We start from the raw sequence: 15,409 nt of genomic DNA, 5'->3' as shown, positions 1-15,409 counted from the left end.
GGCACGACCATTCCGCTTCCGGCCGGATCCTGCACCGGGCTGGTGTATGACAATGGCAACGTCGTCCGCAGTTCGGTCGGTGTCGGTCTGATCTGGGCGTCGCCGTTCGGTCCGCTGCGCATCGATTACGCGGTGCCGTTGACCAAGGGGCAGTTCGACCGCGTCCAGCAATTCAAGTTTGGCGGCGGGACATCGTTCTAGGGCGTTTTCGAGCGAAGCGGATTCCGGTTCGCGTGAAGAAGACGCGACAAAACAGAAGCAGACCCCTGTTGTGATCGATCAGAACCGGGGCTCTCATTCGATCACCGGCCGGACCGCGACGGGTGGAATGGCGCAACCGACATTTTCCAGGCAACCGCCGTCGTCGACGCTGGCCGAATTGGCCGCGTTGACGAATGCGCATCTGGTTGATCCCGCGCGTGGCGGAGTCGAAATCCGGGGACTGGCTTCGCTCGAGGAAGCCGGCCCGATGCACCTGGCGTTCTTCGACAACCTGAAATATGCCGACCAGCTCGCCTCGACCAGGGCCGGCGCGTGCCTGGTCAGCGCGCGTTTCGAGGCCCGCGTGCCCGCCCATGTCGCGGTACTGCGCTCCGCGCAGCCGTTCCGCGAATTCGTGACCATCGCCCGCGAGCTGTATAGCGACTCGCTTCGTCCGCAATCCTGGGTCGGCAATGCCGGCATCGCGCCATCCGCCGTGATCGATCCGTCGGCGCATCTGGAAGACGGCGTGATCGTGGATCCGCTCGCGGTGATCGGCCCCGGCGTCGAAATCGGCGCCGGAACCGTGGTCGGTGCGGCGGCGGTGATCGGCGCCAATGTAAGGATCGGCCGGGACTGCAACGTCGGCGCCCATACGGCGATCCAGTCCGCACTGATCGGCAACAACGTGCTGATCCATCCCGGCTGCAGTATCGGGCAGGACGGCTACGGGTTCGTGTTCTTTGGCCCGGGGGGCCACCTGAAAGTGCCGCAGACCGGCCGTGTCGTGATCCAGAACAACGTTGAGGTCGGAGCCGGGACCACCATCGACCGCGGCAGCCTGCGCGATACCGTGATCGGCGAGGGCACGAAAATCGACAATCAGGTCCAGATCGGCCACAATGTGACGATCGGCCGGCATTGCCTGCTGGCCGCCCAGATTGGGCTGGCGGGCAGCCTGACGATTGGCGACAATGTGGCGCTGGGCGCCAAGGTGGGGATCAACAATCATCTCAGGATCGGCGACGGCGCCCAGGTTACGGCGATGAGCGCGGTCAAGGATGACATTCCGGCCAACGGGCGCTGGGGTGGCCATTTTGCCAAGCCGACACGACAGTGGTTCCGGGAGATCGTGGCAGTGGAGCGTCTGGTGCGCGATGGCGCGGCCGATCCGAAGGGTGAGGGGCGGGAGTGATGGAGGAGGCAGCAGTCAGGTTTGCGCTGGTCGATATCAATGAGATCCTGAAGACGCTGCCGCATCGGTTTCCGATGTTGCTGATCGACAAGGTGATCAATATCCGCACCGATTATTCGGGCACCGGCATCAAGAACGTCACCTTCAACGAGCCGCCGTTCCAGGGGCATTTTCCCGACCGCCCGGTGTATCCCGGGGTGATGATGATCGAAGCCATGGCGCAGACCGCCGGCGTGATCGGCATCAAGTCGGTCGAAGGCACCGAGAAGCCGCGCGCGGTTTATTTTCTCACCATCGACAAGTGCAAGTTTCGCAAGCCGGTGATGCCCGGCGATACCATCGAATACCACATGCGCAGCATCGGCCGCCGCAAGGCGATGTGGTGGTTTCACGGCGACGCCATCGTCAACGGCGTGACCGTCGCCGAAGCCGACGTCGGCGCGATGCTGACGGACTGACCGGACGGAAGGCGCGCCGGGCACGCGCGTCGCGAATGCCGGCTCGGCGAAACACGGCGTAACCATACGTCACTGGACAGCTCCGGGATGCCGCGCTAACCACCGGAAAACCTTGAGACATTAACCTCCACCCTTTGGCTTTACCGGACCCTTCGATGAGCATGATCGATCCCACCGCGCGGATTGAGGATGGCGCTGTGATCGGCGAGGGCACCTCGATCGGACCCTATTGCGTGATCGGGCCCGACGTCGTGATCGGCGCCAACTGCAAGCTGCTCGCGCATGTCTACGTCACCGCGCAGACCACGATCGGCGACGGCTGCACGATCTATCCCTTCGTCTCCCTCGGCACCCCGCCGCAATCGCTGGCCTGGCGCGGCGAAAAGACAAAACTCCAGATCGGCCAGGGCTGCACCATCCGGGAGCAGTCGACCATAAGCGCCGGCACCGTGGCCGGCGGCGGCATCACCCGCATCGGCGATCGCGGTTACTTCATGAATTGCAGCCATATCGGGCATGACTGCGTGGTCGGCAACGACGTGATCTTCGCGACCTCGGCGACGCTGGGCGGTCATTGCGAGATTGGCGATTTCGTTTTCATGGGCGGCCTGTCGGCGGTGCATCAGTTCGGGCGCGTCGGTTCGCAGGTCATGGTCGGCGCGCTCACCGCCGTACGCAGCGATGTGATCCCCTACGGTCTTGTAAACGGCCAGTTCGCCCAACTCGCCGGCCTCAACGTCATCGGCATGAAGCGCCGCAAATTTACCCGCGAGCGACTGGCGAAAATCCGGTCGTTCTATCTTGAGCTGTTTCACGGCCCCGGTGTGTTTGCGGAACGTCTTGATAAGGCGCGGCATCAGACGGGCGCCGACCCCGCGATTGCGGAGATTCTCCATTTCATCGATGCCGGAAAACATCGCGAATTGTGCCAGCCGCTGAAGGCCGGCAAGGCGCCTTGATCCTTGACCTTGATCTTTGGGGCGTCGGGGCATGCCATGACGAATGAGGCCTTGCAGATTTCTTCGCCGGTCGGCGTGGTCGCCGGCGGCGGTGTCATGCCGTTCGCGGTTGCGGACTCGCTGATCGCGCGCGGCATCGATCCGGTGCTGTTCGCGCTGAAGGGGGCCTGCGATCCGGTTGCCGTAACGCGTTTTCGCCATCACTGGATTGCGATCGGCCAGATCGGCCGGGCCATGAAACTGTTTCGCAGCGAGAATTGCCGCGACCTGGTGTTCATCGGCGCGCTGGTGCGGCCGGCGCTGTCGGAGCTACGGCTGGACTGGACCACCATTCGGGTACTCGGCCGGGTGTGGGCGGCTTTCCGCGGCGGCGACGATCACCTGCTGTCCGGGATCGGCCGGATTCTCGAACAGGACGGTTTTCGTATGGTCGGGATCAAGGACGTTGCCCCCGATCTGCTGATGCCCGAGGGATGCGTCACCAGCATCGCGCCCGATGACAAAGCCGCCGCCGACATCGTACGCGGGCGTGACGTGCTGCGGGCGCTGAGCCCGTTCGACATCGGCCAGGCGGCCATCGTGATGGACGGCCATGTGGTCGCGGTGGAAGACATCGAAGGCACCGACGGTCTGCTGGCGCGGGTGGCGCGGCTGCGCGGCGAGGGCCGGATCCGCGCCAAGGCGCCGCGCGGCGTGCTGGTGAAGGCGCCGAAGAGCGGACAGGACCTGCGCTTCGATTTGCCGACCATCGGGCCGCGCACGGTCGAGCACGCGGTCGAGGCCGGGCTCGCCGGCATCGCCATCGTTGCCGGCCATACCATCGTGGTCGAGCCGCAGGCCATGATCGATGCCGCCGACGCGGCGGGCCTGTTCGTCACGGGTCTGCCCGCGTGATCCCGCCACGAACAACCCCTGAAGCCGTGAGAAAGATATTCCTGATCGCGACCGAAGAATCCGGCGATCGTCTCGGCGCCAGCCTGATGAAGGTGCTGCGCCAGCGGCTCGGCGGCGCGGTCCGTTTCGAGGGCGTCGGCGGCCAGGCGATGGCGCGCGAGGGACTGGTGTCGCTGTTTCCGATCGAGCAATTGTCGATCATGGGATTTGCGGCAGTGGTGAAACAGCTGCCGATGCTGCTGCAGCGTATCCGCGAAACCGCCGAGGCGGTGACGCAGGCATCGCCAGACGTGCTTGTCATCATCGACAGCCCCGATTTCACCCATCGGGTGGCGCGCCGCGTCCGCGCCAGCGATCCCGCGATCCCGATCGTCAATTATGTTTCGCCCTCGGTCTGGGCATGGCGGCCCGGCCGGGCGCGCGCGATGACAGCCTACGTCGATCACGTGCTGGCGCTGCTGCCGTTCGAGCCCGCGGAATATCGCAAGCTGCACGGTCCGCCGTGCAGCTATGTCGGCCATCCCCTGACCGAACAGGTCGGCACGCTTCGACCTGGACCCGACGAGCAGAAGCGCCGCGATGATGCCCCGCCGGTCCTGCTGGTGCTGCCGGGAAGCCGCCGCAGCGAAGTCAGGCATCACATCGCGGTGTTTGGTGCTGCGCTCGGCCGGCTGCGCGACGAGGGCGTGGCGTTCGAACTGGTCCTGCCGACCATGCCGCATCTGGCCGATGCGGTGCGCGAGGGCGTGGCGAACTGGCCGGTGCAGCCGCGGATCGTGATCGGCGAGGCCGAGAAGCGGGCGGCGTTCCGGATCGCGCGCGCGGCGCTGGCGAAGTCAGGCACCGTGACGCTGGAGCTGGCGCTGGCGGGGGTTCCGATGGTGACGGCCTATCGCACCGGCGCGATCGAGGCCTGGATCATGCTGCGCATGATCAAGATCCCCTCGGTGATCCTCGCCAACCTCGTGGTCGGCGACAATGTCGTGCCGGAATTCCTGCAAGCCGACTGCACGCCGGAGAATCTGTCGCGCGCGCTGCGCGACGTGCTCGAGGAGTCTTCGCTGCGGCGGCGGCAGGTCGAGGCGTTTGCGAAGATCGACGCGATCATGTCGACCGGCAACGTGACACCGAGCACGCGCGCGGCGGATATCGTGCTGGCGACCATGCGCAAGGCGCGCGGGGTGGGGTAGCGGACGCCCACAATTGTCATCCCCCGCGAAGGCGGGTGATCCAGTGCGGGGATGACAAGTGGTGGTGGACGGCAGCGTGTCCAACCTGCGATTCTGAATCAAAAAAGCCGGATGCGGTGATCGCATCCGGCTCTGAAATGGTCGTAACGCCTGCGCGCTTACTTGCGCTTGTCGATCGCGACGTAATCGCGGCGGGCGACGCCGGTGTAGAGCTGGCGCGGGCGGCCGATCTTCTGCTGCGGGTCCTCGATCATCTCGCTCCACTGGCTGATCCAGCCGACGGTGCGGGCGACCGCGAACAGCACGGTGAACATCGAGGTAGGGAAGCCCATCGCCTTCAGCGTGATGCCCGAATAGAAGTCGACGTTCGGATAGAGCTTGCGATCGATGAAGTAGGGATCGCTCAGCGCGATCTTCTCCAGCTCCAGCGCGACCTTCAGCATCGGATCGTCGCCATGGCCGGTTTCGGCCAGCACCGCGTGACACATCTTCTGCATGATCTTGGCGCGCGGATCGTAGTTCTTGTAGACGCGATGTCCAAAACCCATCAGCCGGACTTCGCTGTTCTTGTCCTTCACCTTGGCGATGAATTCGGGGATCTTGTCGACGCTGCCGATCTCGGCGAGCATCGCCAGCGCCGCTTCATTGGCGCCGCCATGCGCCGGGCCCCACAGGCAGGCGATGCCGGCGGCGATGCAGGCGAACGGGTTGGCGCCGGAGGAGCCGGCGATGCGCACGGTCGAGGTCGAGGCGTTCTGCTCGTGGTCGGCGTGCAGGATGAAGATCTTGTCGAGCGCGTCGGCCAGCACCGGATTGATCTTGTAGTCCTCGCAGGGCACCGCGAAGCACATGTGCAGGAAGTTCTCGGCGAAGGAGAGCGAGTTCTTCGGATACATGAAGGGCTGGCCGACGGTGTATTTGAACGCCATCGCCGCCAGCGTCGGCACCTTCGCGATCATGCGCATTGACGCGATCATGCGCTGGCGCGGATCGTTGATGTCGGTGGAGTCGTGATAGAACGCGGCCAGCGCTCCGACCGCCGCCACCATGATCGCCATCGGATGGGCGTCGCGGCGGAAGCCCTGGAAGAAGCGGGCCATCTGCTCGTGGACCATGGTGTGATGGATCACGCGGCTGTCGAAATCGGCCTTTTGCGCCGGGGTCGGCAGATCGCCGTACAGCAGCAGGTAGCAGGTTTCGAGGAAGTCGCCTTTTTCCGCCAGTTGTTCGATCGGATAGCCGCGGTATTCCAGGATGCCGGCGTCGCCGTCGATATAGGTGATCTTGGACTGGCAACTGCCGGTCGAGGTGAAGCCGGGGTCATAGGTGAACATGCCGGCCTGGGCGTAGAGCTTGGCGATGTCGATGACATCGGGCCCGACGGTGCCGCTCAAAATCGGGAAATCGTACGACTTGTTGCCGACGGTCAGCGTTGCGGATTTCTTGTTGGAAGTTGCGTCCATCGTGTAGTCCCCGATGAGATCGTTGCGAAAACCGGCGGCCGGGGGCGCCAAAACGGGCTGGCTGGCGCGGGAAACCGGGTGTTCTGGAAGTACCCAAGAAATGGGTATCTTATTGCTGTTTGCACTGCAAGACGGCCACGGCGGCCCTGCTACACCACCTTATGACGGGGGCTGGTCGCCGAGCCGGGCCAGGCATTCCTCGCGCCCCAGCACCGTCAGCACGTCGAAAATTCCCGGCGACGTGGTGCGGCCGGTCAATGCTACCCGCAGCGGCTGCGCCACCGCGCCAAGCTTGAGGCCATTGGCTTCGGCGAAGGCCCGCATCGCCGCTTCCGTGGTCTGCGCGGTCCAGGGCGAAACCGGCTCGAGTGCTGCCTTGAGCTGGCCGATCAGCGCGCGATTGTCCGGCGTCATGAGCGCCGCCGCCTTGGGTTCGAGCTCGAGCGGGCGGTCGGCGAAGATGAAATAGGCGCTGTCGATCAGCTCGATCAGCGTCTTGGCGCGCTCCTTGAGGCTCGGCATTGCCTGCAGCAACTGCGCCCGCGTGGTGGCGTTGAGCTTGGCCTTGAGGCTGGAGCGATCCGGCAGATGGTTCAGTACGTCCTCGAACATGGTCACCAGCGCGGCATCCCCGGCGTGGCGGATATAGTGGCCGTTGAGGTTTTCCAGCTTGGCAAAGTCGAACCGCGCCGCCGCGCGCCCGATGCCCGGGAGGTCGAAGGCGTCGATCATTTCCCGGGTGGAAAATATCTCCTGGTCGCCATGGCTCCAGCCGAGCCTGACCAGATAATTGCGCAGCGCCTCCGGCAGGTAGCCGAGCGAGCGGTAGGCATCCACCCCCAGCGCGCCATGACGTTTTGAAAGTTTCGAGCCATCGGGGCCATGGATCAGCGGGATGTGCGACATGCTCGGAATCTCCCATCCCAGCGCATCGTAGATCTGCTTCTGGCGCGCGGCGTTGATCAGATGATCGTCGCCCCGGATCACATGGGTGACGCCCATGTCGTGGTCGTCGACCACCACCGCCAGCATATAGGTCGGGTTGCCGTCGCCGCGCAGCAGCACGAGGTCATCGAGGTTCTCGTTCTGCCAGACCACGCGGCCCTGGACCTGGTCCTCGATCACGGTCTCGCCGGTCAGTGGCGCCTTCAGACGGATCGTCGGCTTGATGCGTTCGGGCGCCGCCTTCGGATCGCGGTCGCGCCACAACCCGTCATAGAGGCGGGTGCGGCCCTCGGCGCGGGCCTTCTCGCGCATCGCGGTCAGTTCCTCCGGGGTCGCGTAGCAGCGATAGGCCTTGCCGCTCGCGAGCAGCTGCTCCGCCACCTCGCGGTGGCGCGCCGCCCTCGTGAACTGGTAAACGACGTCGCCGTCCCAATCGAGCCCGAGCCATTTCAGCCCGTCCAGGATGGCGGCGATCGCGGGCTCGGTCGAGCGCTCGCGGTCGGTGTCCTCGATCCGCAGCAGCATCTTGCCGCCGAGCTTTTTGGCGTACAGCCAGTTGAACAGCGCGGTGCGGGCGCCGCCGATATGGAGGAAGCCGGTCGGCGAGGGGGCAAAGCGGGTGACGACGGAATCGGTCATTACAGCTGCATTTCGGGGACAATAAGGGGTTGCGCGGAGCGCGGGGTTGTATAGCAGGAACGGTGCATAACTAAAGCCTTCCTTGAGAGGTGCGGATTTGGCAGAAGGGCCGCTGAATCCGAACGGGAACCAGCATGACAGCAGAACCAGTGGCGGCAGAGGCAGGCCGCGATTTCATTCGCGATATCGTCCAGGCCGACCTCGACGCCGGAAAATACCGCCAGGTCGTGACGCGCTTTCCGCCGGAGCCGAACGGCTATCTGCATATCGGCCATGCCAAGTCGATTGCCCTCAATTTCGGCATCGCCCAGGAATTTGCCGGCCGCTGCCATTTGCGGTTCGACGACACCAACCCGACCAAAGAAGAGCAGGAATATATCGATTCGATTCAGGCCGACGTGCGCTGGCTCGGCTACGACTGGGGAACCGACCTCTATTACGCCTCGGACTATTTCGAGCGGCTTTATGAATGGGCCGAGGGCTTGATTCGATCAGGCCACGCTTATGTCGACGACCAGTCGCAGGAGGAAATCCGCGTCAAGCGCGGCACCCTGACCGAGCCCGGCAGGAACAGCCCGTTCCGCGACCGCCCGGTGGAGGAGAACCTCGACCTGTTCCGCCGCATGAAGGCGGGCGAGTTTCCGAACGGCGCCCGGGTGCTGCGCGCCAAAATCGACATGGCCTCCGGCAATATCAACCTGCGCGACCCCGTGCTCTACCGCATCCTGCATGCGCACCATCCGCGCACCGGCGACGCCTGGTCGCTCTATCCGAGCTACGATTACGCCCACGGCCAGTCCGATGCGATTGAGGGCATCACGCACTCGATCTGCACGCTGGAATTCGAGGACCATCGGCCGCTCTATGAATGGCTGCTCGACAAGCTGCCGGTGCCCTCAAAACCGCGGCAGTACGAATTCGCCCGGCTCAATCTGACCTACACGCTGCTGTCGAAGCGGGTGCTGACCGAACTGGTGCGCGGCGGCCATGTCGCGGGCTGGGACGATCCGCGGATGCCGACCATCGCCGGGCTGAAGCGGCGCGGGGTGCCGCCAGCGGCGATCCGCGAATTCATCAAGCGCATCGGCGTGGCAAAAGCCAACAGCGTGGTTGACGTCGGCATGCTGGAATTCTGCATCCGCGAGGATCTCAACAAGTCGTCGCTGCGCCGCATGGCCGTGCTGCGGCCGCTGAAAGTTGTGATCGAGAATTATCCGGAAGGGCAGAGCGAAGAACTCGAGGCCGTCAATCACCCGGATGATCCGGCCGCGGGCACCCGAAAGATCGCATTCGGCCGCGAACTCTACATCGAGCGCGACGATTTCATGGAAGTTCCGCCGAAGAAGTTTTTTCGGCTGTCGCCCGGCACCGAGGTGCGGCTGCGCTATGCCTATTTCATCAAATGCACCGGGGTGATCAAGGACGCGGCCGGCGAGGTCGTCGAACTGCGCTGCACCTACGATCCCGCCACCAAGGGCGGCAATGCGCCCGACGGCCGCAAGGTGAAGGCGACCATGCACTGGCTGTCGGCGGCGAACTCGCTACCTGCGGAAATCCGCATCTACAATCCGCTGTTTTCAAAGCCCAATCCGGACGCCGGCAATTTCGCCGCCGATCTCAATCCGCAGTCGCTGGAAGTATTGACGGATGCGCGGCTCGAGCCCGCCATCGCCGCGACCCATTCGACCGACGTGGTGCAGTTCGAGCGGCAGGGCTATTTTGTCCGCGACGCGGATTCAACGCCGGAGCATCGGGTATTCACCCGCACCATCGGGCTGCGCGATACCTTTGCCAAGGAAGTCGGCGGCAAGAGCTGACGCGAACTGATAGAAGGACCGTTCGAATGCCAAGCGCTGCCGATGACATTGCGTCCGACATGACGTCGAGATGGGCGGATACTTTCAGCAAATTCGATCCGGAAGCACAGGCTTCGCTCTATTCGAAGCACGCGCTGTTCTTCGGCTCGAACCCGACGCTGTACCGGGGCCGTGACGGCGTAGCGGCGTATTTCAAGGGCCTGCCGAGATGGAATTCACGCGCCGTCCGCTTTACCGACGTCAGCACGGCGCAGGTTACCCCTGACCTTGTCAACTTCGCCGCCACCGCCTGGTTCGACGTCGATGGCGCTCCGAAGCTCTCCGTCAAGATCACCTGGGTGATTACCCGCGAAGACGGCGACTGGAAAATCGTCAGCCATCACGTGTCGTCGAAAGCGGCGCTGATCTAGCGGCGGAACTTCTCAGCAATAGCCGTAGAGGCCGCAGACATAGGGCAGCCGCGCGCCATCGGTGTCATAGGGACCGCCGTAATAGGGGCCGGGATAGTAGAACGACCACGACGAGCCGTAATTGTAATTGCCCCGGTTCCAGTTGGGATTCGGCAGCAGATTATAGGGAATGATCGGCGCCTCATCCCGGACCGGCTGCACCACGACGACCCGCGAACGCACCGCGGGCTCGGCGAAGATGGCGCCCAGCCGGCTCTGGGTCGACAGATCTGCGGCATCGGCCGTGGTCGTGCTGGCCGTGAGCGCGAGCGCCGCGAAAACGGAAAGCGTGATCCTGTAAGGCATGGCCGGGCCCCGGTTGATTCGGAAACACTAGCGGCAGGATGGTTAGCAAAGATTAAGGATTCTGCATCCGTTCCGCTTTCCGGCCGCAAATCCCTTTCGATAGCCTACCGGGCCCCCAGGGATTGCAAGGTGCAACCCCGGGGATCGTAAGGTGTACCCGATGGCTCCTGGCCGGATGCAGGGTGTTGCCGGCACGTGGCCGCCACGCGGAGCTGCGCAGGCCGGCGGCTTCGCGCCGTCGGGCTTTGCGGCGTGGCCGTCGCTCGTCGACAAACTGCGGACATGGCTTCGCGCCGAGGCCGGGGCCGGGCGTTTGCTGCCCTGGGTGCCGGTCGCCTTCGGCACCGGGATCGCCTGCTATTTTGCGGCCGAACGCGAGCCGGTTTTGCCGGTGGCTGCGGCCGCGGCGACCGTGCTCTGCGCGGCGGCGTTTCTGCTGCGGCGACACAAGGTGTTTCCGATCGTAGTGATGATTGCCGCCGTTGCCGCGGGCTTTGCGGTGGCGACCTGGAAGACCGCGCGGGTTGCCCATGGCGTGCTGGCGCGGCCGATCTATTCGGTGTCGATTTCGGGCTTCGTCGAAACCCGCGACATCCGTGCGCGCACCGACCGCTTTGTCCTGCGCGTCGTCTCGATGGAGAGCCCGCGCGGCCCGACCAAACTGGAGCGGGTGCGGCTGTCGGTACGCAAGGGCACCGCGCCCGCCGTCGGCAGTTTTGTGGAGTTGAAGGCGCGGCTGCTGCCGCCGCTGGGACCGCTGCGGCCGGGCGCCTACGATTTCGGCCGCGACATGTATTTTGCCGGCATCGGCGCTTCCGGTTTCGTCATGGGCAGCATCAAGACCGCGGCGCCGCCGGACTCCGGCGGCTGGTCGCTGCGCTATGCCGCCTTCATGCAGGGTCTGCGCGATGCGATCGACGCGCGCATCGGCGCCGTGCTGGACGGCGACCGCCGCGCCATCGCGACCGCGCTGCTGACCGGGCGCCGCGACGCCATCACGGCGCCGGTCAATGATGCGATGTTCATCTCCGGCCTTGGCCATGTGCTGTCGATTTCGGGCTATCACATGGCAGTGGTCGCCGGCGTGGTGTTCTTCGCGGTGCGCGCGCTGCTGGCGCTGATCCCGCCGCTCACCGTCAGCTTTCCGATCAAGAAATGGTCGGCGGTCGCGGCATTGCTCGCCGCAGCCTTCTATCTGCTGCTGTCCGGCGCCGAGGTCGCCACGCAACGATCGTTCTTCATGACCGCGGTGGTGCTGATCGCCATCATGGTCGACCGCCGCGCGGTGACGTTCCGCACGCTGGCGGTGGCGGCGATGATCGTGCTGACGATCGCGCCGGAAGCGCTGGTGCATCCGAGTTTCCAGATGTCGTTCGCGGCGACGCTCGGCCTCGTGGCGCTGATCCAGATCGGCATGCCGCATCTGTTCGCATCGCCCGACAATTCGGCGACGGCGCGGGTGGCGCTGTGGGGCGGGCGCGAAATCGCCATGCTGGCGCTGGCCTCGCTGGTGGCGGGGCTCGCGACCATGCCCTATGCCGCCTTTCACTTTCACCGGGTGACGCCGTATGGCGTGATCGCCAACCTGGCGGCGATGCCGGTGGTCTCGGCGCTGGTGATGCCGGCCGGGTTGCTCGGCATGCTCGCGATGCCGTTCGGCTTCGACGGCATCTTCTGGAAGTTGATGGGCTGGGGCATCGACTGGATGATCGCGGTGGCGCAATGGGTCGCCGCCTTGCCGGGCTCGATCGCGCGCATGGCGGCGTTCGGCACCGGGCCGCTGGTCGCGGCGAGCATCGGCATCATCCTGCTCGGGCTGTTGCGCACGCCGCTACGCTGGAGCGGGGCGGCCGCGTTGGCGGGAGCGGTGGTGTGGGCGCTGGCGACGCCGCAGCCGGATATCCTGATCTCCGCCGACGGCCACACGGTCGGCGTTCGCGGCCGGGACGGGCGCCTGCATCTGATCGGCAGCAACAGGGAAAGTACCAGGGACAGTTTCCTGCTGCGGGAGTGGCTGGCGGCCGACGCCGACGGCAGGCCCGCGGCCGATCCATCGCTCTCCGCGGGCGTGTCATGCGATGGCGCCGGCTGCGTGGCGCAACTGGCCGACGGCGGGCTGGTCGCACTGGCGCTGCGGCCGGACGCGCTGGCGGACGATTGCGCGCGCGCGGCGCTGCTGGTGACCGCGCGACAGGCGCCGGCGGCCTGTGGCGCGCTGGTGGTCGATCAGGAACGCCTGCGCCGGCAGGGCGCGCTGGCGCTGCGTAGAGTCCGCGACGGTTTTGCGATCGAGGCAGTCAGGCCACGCGGCGTCGACCGGCCATGGTCGTCGGCGGTGGCGGGCGGGATGGAGGGCGAAGCCAGCCTGACGCGCCCGGCGACGCCGCGCGCGGTAGACGCGACGCCTTCGGAAGCCGATTTGCAGGTGGAGGAGTAGGGACGACGTTCGTTAATCGCCGTGCGGGTGATCGTCGGCGGGATCGCCGGGATCGAAGGCGCCGAGATGGTATTCATCCTCGACATCTTCGGTCTGCATCCTGACCAGCGCGAACGACGCGTTCGGAAACTGTTTCCAGATCGCGAGATCGTCGGCTGTGATGTTGACCCAGCCGAATGTGAACATGTAGCGGCCGGGTTCGGTGACCCGTCCGACTTTCTGCCAAGTGACCTTGCCGACCAATTGCGCTTCGCCTGCTGTCCGCACGCCTCTATCAGCGTCAACGCGACATGCCAGCATGGGCCGGGTTGTGGGCGATTCTGCGGCTTGTGCTCAATACTTCCGGTACAGTCCGATCAGCTTGCCCTGGATCCGGACCCGGTTCGGCGGCAGGATGCGGACTTCGTAGGAGGTGTTGGCGGGCTCCAGCGCGATCGAGGCGCCGCGGCGGCGGAAGCGCTTCAGGGTGGCTTCCTCCTCGTCGATCAGCGCCACCACGATATCGCCGGTCTCGGCGGTCTCGTTGCGCTGGATCAGCGCCATGTCGCCGTCGAGAATGCCGGCATCCACCATGGAATCGCCGCGTACTTCGAGCGCGTAATGTTCGCCGGAGCCGAGCATGTCCGGCGGCACGCTGATGGTGTGGCTGCGGGTCTGCAATGCCTCGATCGGCGTGCCGGCGGCGATGCGACCCATCACCGGCACCGAGACCGGGCGCTCGCCATCATTCTCCGAACTGGCGCTGCGGACCTTGCCGAGCGTGCCTTCGATGACGCTGGGCGTGAAGCCGCGGCGGCCGCTACCGGCGCCGTCGCCGGAAAGCTCGGGCAGCTTGATGACCTCGATGGCGCGGGCGCGATTGGGCAGCCGGCGAATGAAGCCGCGCTCTTCCAGGGCGGTGATGAGGCGATGGATGCCGGACTTCGACCGCAAATCCAGCGCGTCCTTCATCTCGTCGAAGGAGGGCGGGACGCCCGACTCTTTCAGCCGCTCGCTGATGAATCGCAGCAGTTCATATTGTTTGCGCGTGAGCATCTCGACCAATCCCCAGTTGATAGCGTCGTTCGATTCCGAGAGGCGGAGTTTCAGCGGACCCGCGAGGGAGTCCGGAATTCCACTTTATGGCACCAACACTCGAAACAAATCATGAACGAACACTATATGTTCCATATGTGTTCCGCAACCACTTAATTTCCCGTGAACAGGCCGGGGATTCTCGGGACAGTCCTTAACGGCGCAACCGCTCAGTCGGGCAGCCGCAGGATCCCGCAGGCGGTGCCCGCGGCGGCGGCCGGCGCATGGGGCGCACGCACGATTAACGCCCGTGCCGCAGCGAGATTCCCGAGCAGCGAGGAGTCCTGATGGTTGACCGGCGTGGCGATCAGGGCGCCGTCGGCGCGCCGCTCCAGGCGGGCCCGCAGATAGTCCTCGCGCAGGTCATTGGCGGTGACGTCGCGCCCGAGCAGCGCGGTCTCGCTGACGTGGTGGACGGTCGAGCGACCGGATAGCGCGCGAATCAGCGGCGCCAGAAACAGGAAGCCGCAGACATAGGACGACACGGGATTGCCGGGCAGGCCGATCACCCGCATCGCCCCCAGCCTGCCATGCATCATCGGCTTGCCCGGCCGCATCGCGATCCGCCAGAACGTCATGGCGACGCCCTCGGCCTCCAGCGACCGCTTGACGAGATCATGGTCGCCGACCGAGGCGCCGCCCATGGTGATCAGGATGTCGGCGCCGCTATCGCGGGCGCGGCGGATGCCATCGGTGGTAGCCGCCATGGTGTCCGCGGCGATGCCGAGGTCGATGGTTTCGGCGCCTTCGTGCCGGGCCAGCGCCCGCAGCGCGTAGCCGTTGGAATAGACGATCTGCCCGGGGCCGGGGGTTCCGCCCGGCATCACCAATTCGTCGCCGGTGGCGAGCATCGCGACCCTGGGCCGGCGGCAAACGGGAATCTCGGGGTGATTCATGCCGGCGGCGAGCGACAGATCGCGGTCGGTGAGGCGGGTGCCGCGCGCCAGCAGCACATCGCCTTCACAAAAGTCGATGCCGGCGCGGCGGATATGCCGCCCCGGGCGCGCGGCTTCGGTGATGGTGATTCCGCCGTCCTCGGCGACAGTGTCTTCCTGGATGATGACGGCGTCGGCGCCCTCCGGGATCACGCCGCCGGTAAAGATCCGCACCGCCTCGCCGGCGCCTACCGCCCTGTCGAATGGCCGGCCGGCCGCGACCTCGCCGATCACCTTGAGCCGCGCCGCGACATGACCGGCGTCGGCCGCGCGCACCGCATAGCCGTCCATCGCCGACATCGCCTGCGGCGGCTGGGTCCGCAACGCCGCGACGTCGCGCGCCAGCACGCGGTGATGCGCGGCATCCAGCGCGACCATTTCCCCCGGCAGCGGTTCGGCGCCGGCGAGGATCGCGGCAAGGGCATCGGCGACGGGCATTAGCGCCAC

15 protein-coding genes are annotated in these 15,409 nt (G+C 65.6%); 9 read left to right on the top strand and 6 right to left on the bottom strand.

Features of this window, described 5'->3' with window-relative positions; genetic code table 11:
- From Q8N40_RS19995 to lpxB, 6 genes are all read left to right on the top strand, one after another.
- Window positions 1-201 (top strand): BamA/TamA family outer membrane protein (locus Q8N40_RS19995; RefSeq protein ID WP_305713010.1); only part of this gene is annotated, 201 nt, incomplete at its 5' end.
- A 127-nt stretch (window positions 202-328) separates the two neighbouring features.
- Window positions 329-1,396, top strand: coding sequence for a UDP-3-O-(3-hydroxymyristoyl)glucosamine N-acyltransferase (gene lpxD, locus Q8N40_RS19990; protein WP_305713009.1), 1,068 nt, complete (start codon window positions 329-331; stop codon window positions 1,394-1,396).
- Window positions 1,396-1,854: a 3-hydroxyacyl-ACP dehydratase FabZ gene (fabZ, locus tag Q8N40_RS19985; protein WP_305318065.1), complete on the top strand. Its 459-nt coding sequence runs from the start codon at window positions 1,396-1,398 to the stop codon at window positions 1,852-1,854. The genes lpxD and fabZ overlap by 1 nt, the downstream gene beginning before the upstream one ends.
- A 155-nt stretch (window positions 1,855-2,009) precedes the next feature.
- The gene (gene lpxA, locus Q8N40_RS19980; protein ID WP_305318064.1) at window positions 2,010-2,813 is read left to right on the top strand and encodes an acyl-ACP--UDP-N-acetylglucosamine O-acyltransferase; all 804 of its coding nucleotides are present in this window, start codon (window positions 2,010-2,012) and stop codon (window positions 2,811-2,813) included.
- Window positions 2,814-2,849: 36 nt separating this feature from the next.
- A complete protein-coding gene (locus tag Q8N40_RS19975; RefSeq protein ID WP_305318063.1) occupies window positions 2,850-3,707 on the top strand; it encodes an LpxI family protein in 858 nt (285 codons plus the stop codon).
- Between the two features lie 26 nt (window positions 3,708-3,733).
- A complete protein-coding gene (gene lpxB, locus Q8N40_RS19970) occupies window positions 3,734-4,897 on the top strand; it encodes a lipid-A-disaccharide synthase (RefSeq protein WP_305713008.1) in 1,164 nt (387 codons plus the stop codon).
- A 158-nt stretch (window positions 4,898-5,055) separates the two neighbouring features.
- On the opposite strand, the gene gltA is transcribed toward lpxB, so the two are convergent.
- Window positions 5,056-6,360, bottom strand: a complete 1,305-nt coding sequence (gene gltA, locus Q8N40_RS19965; RefSeq protein ID WP_305318061.1) for a citrate synthase — start codon at window positions 6,358-6,360, stop codon at window positions 5,056-5,058.
- A 159-nt stretch (window positions 6,361-6,519) separates the two neighbouring features.
- Window positions 6,520-7,944 carry a glutamate--tRNA ligase gene (gene gltX, locus Q8N40_RS19960; RefSeq protein WP_305713007.1) on the bottom strand — a complete coding sequence of 475 codons (1,425 nt, stop codon included), beginning with the start codon at window positions 7,942-7,944 and terminating at the stop codon, window positions 6,520-6,522.
- 134 nt (window positions 7,945-8,078) lie between these two features.
- Between gltX and Q8N40_RS19955 the strand changes: the two genes are divergently transcribed.
- Together Q8N40_RS19955 and Q8N40_RS19950 are read left to right on the top strand one after the other, a co-directional pair.
- Window positions 8,079-9,761 (top strand): glutamine--tRNA ligase/YqeY domain fusion protein, encoded by a 1,683-nt coding sequence (locus tag Q8N40_RS19955; protein ID WP_305713006.1) that lies wholly within the window; start codon window positions 8,079-8,081, stop codon window positions 9,759-9,761.
- Between the two features lie 26 nt (window positions 9,762-9,787).
- On the top strand, window positions 9,788-10,171 hold the full coding sequence (locus Q8N40_RS19950) for a nuclear transport factor 2 family protein (protein WP_305318058.1): 384 nt from the start codon (window positions 9,788-9,790) through the stop codon (window positions 10,169-10,171).
- Between the two features lie 12 nt (window positions 10,172-10,183).
- On the opposite strand, the gene Q8N40_RS19945 is transcribed toward Q8N40_RS19950, so the two are convergent.
- Window positions 10,184-10,516, bottom strand: coding sequence for a hypothetical protein (locus Q8N40_RS19945; protein WP_305318057.1), 333 nt, complete (start codon window positions 10,514-10,516; stop codon window positions 10,184-10,186).
- A 160-nt stretch (window positions 10,517-10,676) separates the two neighbouring features.
- On the opposite strand from Q8N40_RS19945, the gene Q8N40_RS19940 reads away from it, so the two are divergent.
- On the top strand, window positions 10,677-12,953 hold the full coding sequence (locus tag Q8N40_RS19940; protein WP_305713005.1) for a ComEC/Rec2 family competence protein: 2,277 nt from the start codon (window positions 10,677-10,679) through the stop codon (window positions 12,951-12,953).
- A gap of 12 nt (window positions 12,954-12,965) precedes the next feature.
- Here Q8N40_RS19940 and Q8N40_RS19935 read toward each other — a convergent pair whose 3' ends face one another.
- The 3 genes from Q8N40_RS19935 to glp form a co-directional block, all read right to left on the bottom strand.
- Entirely contained in the window at window positions 12,966-13,196 is a 231-nt protein-coding gene (locus tag Q8N40_RS19935; RefSeq protein WP_370870750.1) for a hypothetical protein, read from the bottom strand.
- Window positions 13,197-13,286: 90 nt separating this feature from the next.
- Window positions 13,287-13,988, bottom strand: coding sequence for a transcriptional repressor LexA (lexA, locus tag Q8N40_RS19930; protein WP_305318055.1), 702 nt, complete (start codon window positions 13,986-13,988; stop codon window positions 13,287-13,289).
- Window positions 13,989-14,197: 209 nt separating this feature from the next.
- Window positions 14,198-15,409 carry a gephyrin-like molybdotransferase Glp gene (gene glp / locus Q8N40_RS19925; protein ID WP_305318054.1) on the bottom strand — a complete coding sequence of 404 codons (1,212 nt, stop codon included), beginning with the start codon at window positions 15,407-15,409 and terminating at the stop codon, window positions 14,198-14,200.

Source organism: Bradyrhizobium sp. (assembly GCF_030693485.1).
In the GTDB taxonomy this organism is placed as follows: Bacteria; Pseudomonadota; Alphaproteobacteria; order Rhizobiales; family Xanthobacteraceae; genus Bradyrhizobium.
This window is presented reverse-complemented; position numbering and strand designations above follow the sequence as displayed.

Coding starts and splice junctions, on each gene's coding strand:
- lpxD (WP_305713009.1), top strand. CDS start 329: ATGGCGCAACCGACATTTTCCAGGCAACCGCCGTCGTCGACGCTGGCC.
- fabZ (WP_305318065.1), top strand. CDS start 1,396: ATGGAGGAGGCAGCAGTCAGGTTTGCGCTGGTCGATATCAATGAGATC.
- lpxA (WP_305318064.1), top strand. CDS start 2,010: ATGAGCATGATCGATCCCACCGCGCGGATTGAGGATGGCGCTGTGATC.
- Q8N40_RS19975 (WP_305318063.1), top strand. CDS start 2,850: ATGACGAATGAGGCCTTGCAGATTTCTTCGCCGGTCGGCGTGGTCGCC.
- gltA (WP_305318061.1), bottom strand. CDS start 6,360: ATGGACGCAACTTCCAACAAGAAATCCGCAACGCTGACCGTCGGCAAC.
- gltX (WP_305713007.1), bottom strand. CDS start 7,944: ATGACCGATTCCGTCGTCACCCGCTTTGCCCCCTCGCCGACCGGCTTC.
- Q8N40_RS19955 (WP_305713006.1), top strand. CDS start 8,079: ATGACAGCAGAACCAGTGGCGGCAGAGGCAGGCCGCGATTTCATTCGC.
- Q8N40_RS19950 (WP_305318058.1), top strand. CDS start 9,788: ATGCCAAGCGCTGCCGATGACATTGCGTCCGACATGACGTCGAGATGG.
- Q8N40_RS19945 (WP_305318057.1), bottom strand. CDS start 10,516: ATGCCTTACAGGATCACGCTTTCCGTTTTCGCGGCGCTCGCGCTCACG.
- Q8N40_RS19940 (WP_305713005.1), top strand. CDS start 10,677: ATGGCTCCTGGCCGGATGCAGGGTGTTGCCGGCACGTGGCCGCCACGC.
- lexA (WP_305318055.1), bottom strand. CDS start 13,988: ATGCTCACGCGCAAACAATATGAACTGCTGCGATTCATCAGCGAGCGG.